Here is a 12003-nt window from a genome sequence, read left to right as displayed (position 1 = left end):
GTGAGGTCGGTGGTTCGAGTCCACTCGTGCCCATAATAATTTTTGGAGAATTACTCAAGAGGCTGAAGAGGACGGTTTGCTAAATCGTTAGGTCGGGTAACTGGCGCGGGGGTTCGAATCCCCCATTCTCCGTATGTAAGGAGTGTAGCGATAGCTATCTCCTTTTCTGTTATCTGTGAATCTTGTGTGATAGATATTGTATCTATTTTGGAGTAGAGTGAATCATATGAAAAAATCCAAATTTCTTATTATGACTGCTGTTTTGATAATAATAACTTCTGTACTTTTGGTTACTACTCGTTCTTTAGGTGTGGTGAATGCAACTTCTAATGTTGTTTCTATTTTGGATAATATTATTTCAAAACCATTTAATTTTTTGGTGGATGTTAAATCAGATTTGACTGATTTATCACGGACATATAAAGAAAACAAGCAATTAAAAAAAGCTTTATTTAAAGCAGAAGAACAATCTGCTGATTCAGCTTCATTAAAAGATGAAAATGCTCAATTAAGACAGCTATTAGAAATGAAAAATCTTTATGAGTCAAAAAAAACGGTTTCATCTGATGTTATTATGCGTATGCCGGTTTCTTGGTTATCTGAATTAACTGTCAATGCTGGTCGTCAAAATGGAATTCAAAATACAATGCTAGCGGTGGCAAACGGTGGCTTGATTGGTAGTGTGAAAGATGTCGCTTCTCATTCTAGCCAAGTAAATCTTTTAACAAATAATAAAAATGTTGATAATATTTCAGTAAGAATTCAAACGGAGACAAGTACAATTTATGGTGTGATTGTTGGCTACAGTAAAGAAAAATCTGCTTTTATTATCAGTCAGTTAAATAGTTCGGATGCCATTAAAAAAGGTGAGAAAGTTGTGACCAGTGGTTTAGGAACGTACAACATTCCTAATATTCCGGTTGGAACAGTCCTTTCTGTTACTGAAAAATCGGACCATTTAACAAAAGAAGTCTTTGTAAAACCAAGTACGGATTTATCAGATATTCGTGTGGTGACATTAGTAGGAAATTGATATGAAATTTTTTAAAAGCTACATTTTACCCTTTTTGGTTTTATTTGTTGTGATGTTAGTAGATGGTCATCTTTCAAATCTTTTGACTAATTTATTTCCAAATAATATCCACTTACTAAGTCATCTTTTGCTTATCTTTATTTTGTATATTTCGATAAATCTTTCAGAAAATACTAATTTTACCATGTTGCTGTTAATTGGTTTATTGTATGATGCGTATTATTTTCATGTTATCGGCATTTCGACACTATTGTTGCCTTTAGCGGGGATTGTTATTAGTAAATATAATTCTGTTTTGATGTCTAATCGAGTTAGTCGTTTTTTTACAGTTGCCATTTTAGTATTTTTCTTTGAGGTGGCTACATTCGCTTTGGCAAATGTTACCCATCTAGTTCAAATGTCTTTTGCAGATTTTGTCGTTTATACAATTGCTCCGACAATGGTCTCAAATTTACTATTCTTTTTGTTGCTTCAACCAATTTTGGAGAAGATATATTTATGATAAGATTTTATGATGAATTGGCAATAGAAATGTAATAAAGGCGTAACATACTCAGCGCCTTTTTTTGTTATACTTATAATTGTCTTATTGAATAGGAGTATAATCGTTTATGAAGAAAAAATTACTTACATCAATTTTATTAAGTACAATGGTTCTTGCACAGGGAGTATCTCTTGTAAATGTACATGCAGATTCTACTGATGACAAGATTGCTGCACAAGATAGTAAAATTAATAGTTTGAATGATCAACAAAAATCAGCTCAAGCTCAAGTAGATCAAATTCAAGCTCAAGTTTCATCTATTCAATCTCAACAAGAAAAATTGAAAGCTGAAAACGAAAAACTTCAAGCTGAATCAACAAAATTATCGGCTGAAATCGAAACGTTGTCTAAGAATATTGTAGCGCGTAATGAATCATTGGCTAATCAAGCACGTAGTGCTCAAACGAGCGGTACAGCTACAAGCTATATCAATACAATTGTAAATTCAAAATCGATTACAGAAGCTATTTCACGTGTTTCTGCGATGAGTGAAATTGTTTCAGCAAACAATAAAATGTTGGAACAACAAAAGCAAGATAAAAAAGCTATTTCTGAAAAACAAGTAGCAAATAATGAAGCGATAAATACTGTTATCGCAAATCAACAAACACTTGCAAATGATGCAAAAACATTGTCTACTAAGCAAGCTGAACTAAAAGCAGCGCAGTTGAATCTTGCTGCGGAAAAAGCAACTGCTGAAGGTGAAAAGAACTCATTGTTGGCACAAAAAGCAGCGGCACAAAAGGCAGCTGAAGAGGCAGCAGCACAAGAAGCAGCTTATAAAGCACAACAAGTGGCGCAAGAACAAGCTGTAGCTTCTTCTGCTAATACAAGTTTGGCAGCACAAGTACAAGCTGTAAACAACAATAGTGGTGTAGCAGCAACAACTACTACTAGAACTGTGAGCCGTCCTACATATAGTTCATCTGCTTCAACTTATCCAGTTGGTCAATGTACATGGGGAGCAAAAACATTAGCTCCGTGGGCTGGTGATTATTGGGGCAATGGGGCTCAATGGGCAGCAAGTGCGGCTGCAGCTGGTTTCCGTACAGGTTCAACACCTCAAGTAGGTGCGATCATTTCATGGAACGATGGTGGTTATGGACACGTTGCTGTTGTAACAGCTGTTCAATCAGCTACAAGTATTCAAGTATCTGAAGCAAATTATGCAGGTAATCAAGCTATTGGAAATTATCGTGGTTGGTTCAATCCAGCTGTTGCAGGACAAGGTTCATTTACTTACATCTATCCAAATTAATGAATATAAAAATAAAAAGCGCATCTTGCGTTTTTTATTTTTAATTGAAAAATTCACTAAAAAGGGTTACAATGTTAAGTGGAGAAATTTGTAACTGATTTACAAAGAAACGAATATATACTGGAGGAAATCATGTCGTTTTCTGATTTAAAGCTTTTTGCTCTTTCATCTAACCAGGAACTGGCTAAACGTGTTGCTCAAGAGATTGGTATGGAGCTTGGAAAGTCAACTGTGCGTCAATTTTCTGATGGGGAGATTCAAGTAAATATCGAAGAATCTATCCGCGGAAAACATGTTTTTATCTTGCAGTCAACGAGCTCGCCCGTCAATGATAATTTGATGGAAATTTTAATCATGGTGGATGCTTTAAAGCGTGCAAGTGCTGAATCAATCAATGTTGTAATGCCTTATTATGGCTATGCTCGTCAAGACCGAAAGGCACGTGCTCGTGAGCCAATTACTTCAAAATTAGTTGCAAATATGTTGCAAGTGGCTGGTGTTGATCGTTTGCTGACAATTGATTTACATGCGGCTCAAATTCAAGGATTTTTTGATATTCCAGTAGATCATCTTATGGGGGCTCCTCTCATTGCGGATTATTTTGAACGTCGTGGGATGACAGGTAGCGATTATGTAGTTGTTAGCCCTGACCACGGTGGTGTGACGCGCGCTCGTAAATTAGCTGAATTTTTGAAAACACCGATTGCTATTATTGATAAGCGTCGTAGTGTAGATAAGATGAATACGAGTGAAGTGATGAATATCATCGGTAAAGTAGAAGGCAAAACTTGTATTTTAATTGACGATATGATTGATACAGCTGGGACAATTTGCCATGCTGCTGATGCACTTGCTGATGCAGGTGCGGTAGAAGTTTATGCAAGCTGTACTCATCCAGTACTTTCGGGCCCTGCTATGGATAATATTCAAAAATCAGCGATTAAAAAATTGGTCGTGTTAGATACAATTTATTTGCCGGAAGAACGTTTAATTGATAAAATTGAACAAATTTCAATTGCTCATCTTTTGGCAGAGGCGATTGTACGTATCCATGAAAAACGTCCTCTTTCGCCATTATTTGAAACTTTAACGGCTCTTTAATGTAAGAACATCTAGATAGGAATCACTCTAATAGCTGGAGTGATTCTTTTGCTTCAATCAGATGATAAGTGATGAATTTTCTCAATATTATGATATTTTTGCTATGACTTAGGTTTTATAGTATAATAGTTCTATCAGATTTTGGAGGTAAAATATGGATTTGACGAAACGTTTTAACAAAAATTTAGATAAAATTGAAGTTTCTTTGATTCGGCAATTTGATCAATCTATTTCGAGCATTTCTGGAGTTCTTCGTTTGACATTGGGAGAGCCTGATTTTACAACTCCAGATCATGTAAAAGAAGCTGCGAAAGCGGCAATTGATGCAAACGAGAGTCATTATACGGGCATGAGTGGGTTGTTAGAATTGCGTCAGGCAGCCAGTCAATTTGTAAACGAAAAATACAATCTTTCTTATGATCCTGAAACAGAAATTTTAGTGACAATTGGGGCAACCGAAGCTTTATCTGCTACGTTGACAGCTATCTTAGAAGAAGGAGACAAGGTACTTTTGCCTGCACCTGCTTATCCAGGATATGAACCAATTGTGAATCTTGTGGGAGCAGAAATTGTCGAGATTGATACCACAGAAAATGACTTTGTTTTAACACCTGAAATGCTGGAAAAGGCTATCTTGAAGCAAGGTAATCAGCTTAAAGCGGTGATTTTGAATTATCCAGCTAATCCGACAGGAGTAACTTATTCACGAGAACAAATGGCTGCGTTAGCCGATGTATTGAAAAAGTATGACGTCTTTGTTGTTTGCGATGAAGTGTACTCTGAGCTGACTTATACCGAGCAACCACATGTATCTATTGCAGAATTTTTACCAGAGCAAACGATTGTGATTAATGGTTTGTCTAAATCGCATGCGATGACAGGCTGGCGTCTAGGTTTCACCTTTGCCCCAGCTGCTTTTACGGCTCAATTGATTAAAAGTCACCAATATTTGGTGACAGCCGCAAACACGATGGCTCAATTTGCAGGAGTGGAGGCATTGACAGCGGGTAAAGACGATGCAGAGCCAATGAAAAGGGAATATATTGAGCGTCGCGATTACATTATCGAAAAAATGACAGAATTGGGCTTTAAGATTATCAAGCCAGATGGTGCATTTTACATTTTTGCCAAAATTCCAGCTGGCTATAATCAAGATTCTTTTGCTTTTTTGAAGGATTTTGCACAAAAAAAAGCAGTTGCTTTCATTCCTGGTGCTGCTTTTGGTCAGTATGGGGAAGGTTATGTACGTCTTTCTTATGCGGCCAGCATGGATACGATAAAAGAAGCTATGAAGCGGCTTGAGGAATATATGGAGGAGTATGCTGAAATCCATCACAAGTAAAGGTTTGGTTCTCTATAATCGTAATTTCCGAGAAAATGATAAACTGGTCAAAATTTTCACAGAGCAAGCTGGTAAGCGAATGTTTTTCGTGAAACATGCTAGAAATTCTAAGTTGAATCCGGTTGTCCAACCATTGGTAGTGGCCGATTTTTTGATGAAAATAAATGATGACGGTTTGAGTTATATCGATGATTATCAAGAGGTTACGACTTTCCAGCATATCAATCATGATTTGTTTACAATGGCTTATGCAACTTATGTGGTAGCTCTGGCAGACGCCAGTATTCAGGATAATAAAATAGATTCGGCTCTCTTTGCTTTTTTGCAAAAAACGTTGGAATTGATGGAGCAGGGCTTGGATTATGAGGTGCTGACCAATATTTTTGAAATTCAAATTTTGTCACGTTTTGGAATTTATTTGAATTTCCATGAATGCTGCTTTTGCCACCGAGTAGGATTGCCGTTTGATTTTTCTTTTACTTATAACGGCGTTTTATGCTCGGAACATTACAACAAAGACGAGAGACGGAGTCATTTGGATCCCAACATTCCTTACTTATTAGACCAATTTCAAGCGATTCAATATAGTGAATTGGAGACCATTTCTTTGAATCCTGAGTTAAAACGACAATTACGAAAAGTGATTGATCAAATTTATGAAGAATATGTTGGGATTCATCTAAAGCCAAAAAAATTTATTGATTCTCTGGGAGACTGGGGAGAAATTTTAAAGAATAAGGAGTCGAAATGAAAAAAATAGCGATTGATGCCATGGGTGGCGATTATGCTCCACAATCTATTGTAGAGGGAGTCAATCAAGCACTGAACGATTTTTCGAATATTGAAGTCATTCTTTATGGAGATGAAGCAAAAATCAAGCAGTATTTAACAGTAGCTGAGCGGGTTCGTATTGTTCATACAGATGAAAAAATCAATTCAGATGATGAGCCAACTAAAGCAATTCGCAAGAAGAAAAATGCTAGTATGGTGCTGGCAGCAAAGGCAGTAAAGGACGGAGAAGCAGATGCGGTACTTTCTGCTGGAAATACGGGAGCGCTTTTGGCTGCGGGATTCTTCATCGTCGGACGTATCAAGAATATTGATCGTCCAGGTTTGATGTCCACATTACCAACGACAGATGGCAAAGGCTTTGATATGTTGGATTTGGGGGCTAATGCGGAAAATACAGCTCATCATTTACATCAGTATGCTATTTTAGGGTCATTTTATGCTGAAAATGTCCGTGGAATCAAACAACCACGCGTAGGGCTTTTAAACAATGGGACGGAAGCGAGCAAGGGTGATTCGCTTCGTAAGGAAGTGTATGATTTGTTAGTAGCGGACTCCTCGCTAAATTTCATTGGAAATGTGGAAGCGCGTGATTTAATGGATCATGTAGCAGACGTTGTGGTAGCGGACGGATTTACAGGTAATGCTGTGTTAAAATCCATGGAGGGAACAGCCATGGGAATTATGAGTCAGCTCAAGAAATCCATTTTGAACGGTGGCTGGAAAGCAAAACTAGGTGCAGTGTTGCTGAAAGACAGTCTAAAGTCTTTGAAGAGTAGTTTAAATTATTCTGATGTAGGCGGTGCTGTTTTATTTGGAGTAAAAGCACCTGTTGTGAAAACACATGGAGCGAGCGATGCAAAAGCAGTTTATAGCACGATTCGTCAAATTTGTACAATGTTGGAAACGGATGTTGTAGGAAAAGCAGTAAATGAATTTTCGGGAGGGGCAGAATGACAGAACAAGAAATTTACGAAAGAATCGTAGAAATTATTCAGGAAAGTCGTGGTGAGGGATTTCAAGTTTCTCAAACACTTAGTTTGAAAGATGACTTACAAGCAGATTCTGTTGATTTGATGGAATTTATTCTAACTGTGGAAGATGAATTTGGTATTGAAATTTCAGACGAAGATATAGATGAGTTGAAGAATGTGAGTGATGTTATCGCTTGTGTGCAGAAAAATTTGAAGGAAGCATAAAAACGAACTTTTTATTGACTAAATAAAGAAAATATGAGAAAACAGCTGAAACCCCAGCTGTTTTTTTGATGTTTGCAAATATTGTACGGTATTTTCTTGAAAATCCTTTTTGAATATGATAGACTTAAGTCAGAAAAATGTGAAAGGCGAATATTGAAATGACAAGTGATTTGTTATATTCGGGAAAAGCTAAAGATTTATTTTTGACAGATGATGAAAATCTTATTATTGCACATTACAAAGACCAAGCGACCATGCTTAATGGTGCTCGTAAAGAGACGATTAAAGGTAAAGGCGTTCTTAATAATCAAATCTCATCTTTCATTTTTACGAAATTGAATGAAGCAGGTGTGACAACTCACTTTGTTAAACAATTGTCAGAAACCGAACAATTGAATAAAAAGGTGGATATCATTCCACTTGAAGTTGTTTTGCGTAATGTCACTGCAGGCTCATTCTCAAAACGTTTTGGGGTAGAGGAAGGAATTAAATTAGATACTCCAATCGTTGAATTTTACTACAAAAATGATGATTTGGATGACCCATTTATCAATGATGAGCACGTAAAATTCCTTGGTATTGCAAGTGGTGAAGATATTGCTTATATCAAAGCAGAAACACGTCGTATTAATGACCTTTTGAAAGATTGGTTTAGCCAAATTGGTCTTAATTTGATTGATTTCAAATTGGAATTTGGTAAAGACAAAGATGGCAAAATTATTCTTGCGGATGAATTTTCACCAGATAACTGCCGTCTTTGGGATGCTGAAGGTCATCACATGGATAAAGATGTTTTCCGTCGTGATTTAGGTAGTTTGACAGATGTTTACGAAGTTGTCCTTGAAAAACTCAAAGGGCTTAACTAAAAACTGTGATTTCTAATTAAGTAGAAAGAAGAATTCTAAAAAGGGTAAAAAATGAATAAACGAATTTTCGTTGAGAAAAAATCAAATTTTAACATTAAGGCTCAGGCGCTTGTTAAAGAACTCAAACACAATCTTCAATTAACAAGTTTAACTGATTTACGCATTATTCAAGTTTACGATGTTTTTTATTTAGCAGATTCGCTTTTCGAACGTGCTGAAAAACACATTTTTTCTGAACAAGTAACGGATAATATTTTGGCTGAGAGTGATGTGGTTGCTGAACTTTCTAACTATGCTTTCTTTGCTATTGAATCACTTCCAGGTCAATTTGACCAACGTGCAGCGTCATCACAAGAAGCATTGCTTCTTATTGGCAGCAGTAATGATGTAACAGTTAATACGGCTCAACTTTATCTTGTTAACAAGGATATTGATACTGCTGAACTTGATACGGTAAAAAATTATTTACTTAATCCAGTAGATTCTCGTTTTAAAGATATTACGACAGGAATTGCATCGCAAGCATTTTCAGAGTCGGACAAAACGATTCCAAATCTTGATTTCTTCAAGACTTATACAGTGGCAGAATTTGCTGATTATAAAGCTGAACAAGGTTTGGCGATGGAAGTTGATGACCTTGTCTTTATCCAAGAGTACTTCAAATCAATTGGGCGCGTGCCAACGGAAACAGAATTGAAAGTTTTGGATACTTATTGGTCAGACCATTGCCGCCACACAACTTTCGAAACTGAGCTTAAACATATTGATTTCTCAGCGTCTAAATTCCAAAAACAATTACAGACAACTTATGATAAATATATTGCTATGCGTGCTGAACTTGGACGTTCTGAAAAGCCACAAACATTGATGGACATGGCGACAATCTTTTGTCGTTATGAACGTACGAATGGTCGTTTGGACGATATGGAAGTGTCAGACGAGATCAATGCTTGTTCGGTTGAAATCGAAGTTGATGTGAACGGTGTTAAAGAACCATGGCTTTTGATGTTCAAGAATGAAACACACAATCACCCAACAGAAATTGAACCATTTGGTGGTGCCGCAACGTGTATCGGTGGTGCAATCCGCGACCCATTGTCAGGACGTTCTTATGTTTATCAAGCAATGCGTATTTCAGGTGCTGGTGATATTACAACACCGATTGCTGAGACGCGTGCCGGCAAATTGCCGCAGCAAGTGATTTCTAAGACAGCGGCACATGGTTATTCTTCATATGGGAATCAAATAGGACTTGCGACTACCTATGTCAAAGAGTACTTCCATCCAGGCTTCGTTGCTAAGCGTATGGAGCTAGGTGCTGTTGTCGGTGCAGCACCAAAAGAAAATGTCGTGCGTGAAAAACCAGAAGCTGGTGATGTGGTTATTCTTCTCGGTGGTAAAACAGGCCGTGACGGTGTCGGTGGAGCCACAGGATCATCTAAGGTTCAAACCGTTGAATCTGTTGAAACAGCTGGCGCAGAAGTTCAAAAAGGGAATGCCATTGAAGAACGGAAGATTCAACGTCTTTTCCGCAATGGCAATGTCACTCGTCTCATCAAGAAATCAAATGACTTTGGTGCTGGCGGCGTCTGTGTGGCTATTGGTGAATTGGCAGATGGTCTTGAAATTGACTTGGACAAAGTGCCACTAAAATACCAAGGTCTTAACGGTACCGAAATTGCCATTTCTGAGTCACAAGAACGCATGGCTGTTGTTGTTCGTCCAAGTTATGTGGACGCCTTTATTGCAGCATGTCATAAAGAGAACATTGATGCAGTTGTTGTCGCGACTGTTACTGAAAAACCAAACCTTGTCATGACTTGGAATGGTGAAACCATCGTTGACTTGGAACGTGCCTTCCTTGATACTAACGGTGTGCGCGTGGTGGTTGATGCTAATGTTGTGGATAAGGATGTTGCCCTTCCTGAGGTGCGTACAACATCAGCAGTAACACTTGAAGCAGACACAGTGAAAGTTCTGTATGACCTTAACCACGCTAGTCAAAAAGGTTTGCAAACTATCTTTGATAGTTCTGTTGGTCGTTCAACGGTTAACCATCCGATTGGTGGTCGTTATCAAATCACACCAACAGAAAGTTCAGTTCAAAAACTTCCTGTTCAAAACGGTGTCACAACGACAGCTTCTGTCATGGCACAGGGATTCAATCCTTATATTGCAGAGTGGTCACCTTATCATGGTGCAGCTTACGCTGTTATTGAAGCAACAGCTCGCTTGGTAGCAACAGGTGCTGATTGGTCTCGTGCGCGTTTCTCTTACCAAGAATACTTTGAACGCATGGATAAACAAGCGGATCGTTTTGGTCAGCCAGTAGCTGCTCTGCTTGGTTCGATCGAGGCACAAATCCAACTTGGTTTACCATCAATCGGTGGTAAAGATTCAATGTCTGGTACCTTTGAAGAATTGACAGTACCACCAACATTGGTTGCCTTTGGTGTGACAACAGCTGATAGTCGTAATGTTCTTTCGCCAGAATTTAAAACAGCTGGTGAATACATTTACTACATTCCAGGGCAAGCTATTTCACAAGAGATTGATTTTGACTTGATTAAAGCTAACTTTGCTAAATTTGAAGCGATTCAAAAAGCACATCCTATCACATCAGCTTCAGCTGTTAAATACGGTGGTGTGGTGGAAAGTTTGGCACTTGCTGCTTTTGGTAACCATATTGGTGCTAAAGTAGAATTGACAGAGCTTGAGACTAGTTTGATAGCACAACTCGGTGGCTTTATCTTTACATCTACTGAAGAAATTGTTGAAGTTAACAAAATAGGTGAAACTACAGCTGACTTTACACTTACTGTCAACGGTGTCAACCTTGCGGGCGATAAACTTTTGTCAGCCTTTGAAAGCAAACTCGAAGATGTTTACCCAACTGAATTTGAACAAAGTACTAAACTTGAAGATGTTCCAGTAGTTGCTTCAGATGCAGTGATTAAAACAAGTAAGAAAGTAGCAGAGCCACTTGTTTACATTCCAGTCTTTCCTGGTACAAATTCAGAATATGATTCAGCAAAAGCCTTTGAACAAGCTGGAGCAAAAGTGAATTTGGTTCCGTTCGTAACACTTGATGAGGCAGCCATTGAGACTTCAGTTGACACAATGGTTGACAACATCTGTAAAGCAAATATTATTTTCTTTACAGGAGGTTTCTCGGCTGCTGATGAACCAGACGGTTCGGCTAAATTCATTGTCAACATCTTGTTGAACCAAAAAGTTCGCGCAGCTATTGACAGCTTTATTGAAAAAGGTGGCCTTATCATCGGCATCTGTAATGGATTCCAAGCACTTGTGAAATCAGGACTGCTTCCATACGGTAACTTTGAAGATGCGACTGAAACAAGCCCGACACTTTTCCACAATGATGCTAACCAACATGTGGCGAAAATGGTTGAGACACGTATTGCCAATACCAATTCACCATGGCTTCTTGGTGTCAAAGTTGGTGATATTCATGCTATTCCAGTATCACATGGTGAAGGGAAATTTGTCGTGACGGAAGAGGAATTTGCAGAACTCCGTGACAACGGACAAATCTTCAGCCAATACGTGGATTTTGATGGCAAACCAAGCATGGATTCTAAATACAATCCAAACGGCTCTATTAATGCGATTGAAGGGATTACCAGCAAGAACGGTCAAATCATTGGTAAAATGGGACATTCAGAACGCTGGGAAGACGGTCTTTTCCAAAATATCCCAGGAAATAAAGACCAACACTTGTTCCGTAGCGCTGTGAAATACTTTACAGGGGAATAATCAAGCACAGCAGTTGATATGCTGTACTGAACACGGGCTAAGCAATGTATCAAAAAGAACTTAGAAAAACAGGATTTCTTCTATTTTGATTAGA

10 protein-coding genes and 1 tRNA gene are annotated in these 12003 nt (G+C 38.1%); all 11 read left to right on the top strand.

The annotated features are described in order from the left end of the window. Nucleotides 1–44: 44 nt before the first annotated feature. The 11 genes from HMPREF2876_RS06855 (at nt 45) to HMPREF2876_RS06805 (ending at nt 11909) form a co-directional block, all read left to right on the top strand. Nucleotides 45–132: transfer RNA gene (locus HMPREF2876_RS06855), tRNA-Ser, on the top strand. Nucleotides 133–226: 94 nt separating this feature from the next. After that, nucleotides 227–1033 carry a rod shape-determining protein MreC gene (gene mreC / locus HMPREF2876_RS06850; RefSeq protein ID WP_024052914.1) on the top strand — a complete coding sequence of 269 codons (807 nt, stop codon included), beginning with the start codon at nt 227–229 and terminating at the stop codon, nt 1031–1033. Nucleotide 1034: 1 nt separating this feature from the next. Then, a complete protein-coding gene (mreD, locus tag HMPREF2876_RS06845; protein WP_024052913.1) occupies nt 1035–1535 on the top strand; it encodes a rod shape-determining protein MreD in 501 nt (166 codons plus the stop codon). Nucleotides 1536–1644: 109 nt separating this feature from the next. Further along, nucleotides 1645–2835, top strand: a complete 1191-nt coding sequence (gene pcsB / locus HMPREF2876_RS06840; protein ID WP_024052912.1) for a peptidoglycan hydrolase PcsB — start codon at nt 1645–1647, stop codon at nt 2833–2835. A gap of 132 nt (nt 2836–2967) precedes the next feature. After that, nucleotides 2968–3936 carry a ribose-phosphate diphosphokinase gene (locus HMPREF2876_RS06835; protein WP_024052911.1) on the top strand — a complete coding sequence of 323 codons (969 nt, stop codon included), beginning with the start codon at nt 2968–2970 and terminating at the stop codon, nt 3934–3936. A 154-nt stretch (nt 3937–4090) separates the two neighbouring features. Next, a complete protein-coding gene (locus HMPREF2876_RS06830; protein ID WP_024052910.1) occupies nt 4091–5278 on the top strand; it encodes a pyridoxal phosphate-dependent aminotransferase in 1188 nt (395 codons plus the stop codon). Continuing rightward, on the top strand, nt 5256–6029 hold the full coding sequence (gene recO, locus HMPREF2876_RS06825; protein ID WP_024052909.1) for a DNA repair protein RecO: 774 nt from the start codon (nt 5256–5258) through the stop codon (nt 6027–6029). Before HMPREF2876_RS06830 ends, recO begins: the two co-directional genes overlap by 23 nt. Continuing rightward, entirely contained in the window at nt 6026–7024 is a 999-nt protein-coding gene (plsX, locus tag HMPREF2876_RS06820) for a phosphate acyltransferase PlsX (protein ID WP_024052908.1), read from the top strand. Before recO ends, plsX begins: the two co-directional genes overlap by 4 nt. Then, nucleotides 7021–7266: an acyl carrier protein gene (locus HMPREF2876_RS06815; protein WP_024052907.1), complete on the top strand. Its 246-nt coding sequence runs from the start codon at nt 7021–7023 to the stop codon at nt 7264–7266. Before plsX ends, HMPREF2876_RS06815 begins: the two co-directional genes overlap by 4 nt. Before the next feature lie 158 nt (nt 7267–7424). Continuing rightward, entirely contained in the window at nt 7425–8132 is a 708-nt protein-coding gene (gene purC, locus HMPREF2876_RS06810; RefSeq protein WP_024052906.1) for a phosphoribosylaminoimidazolesuccinocarboxamide synthase, read from the top strand. 51 nt (nt 8133–8183) lie between these two features. After that, nucleotides 8184–11909 carry a phosphoribosylformylglycinamidine synthase gene (locus tag HMPREF2876_RS06805; RefSeq protein WP_070584551.1) on the top strand — a complete coding sequence of 1242 codons (3726 nt, stop codon included), beginning with the start codon at nt 8184–8186 and terminating at the stop codon, nt 11907–11909. Nucleotides 11910–12003: the final 94 nt, after the last annotated feature.

It is taken from the genome of Streptococcus sp. HMSC073A12 (assembly GCF_001812815.1).
Classification (GTDB): domain Bacteria; phylum Bacillota; class Bacilli; order Lactobacillales; family Streptococcaceae; genus Streptococcus; species Streptococcus vaginalis.
This window is presented reverse-complemented; position numbering and strand designations above follow the sequence as displayed.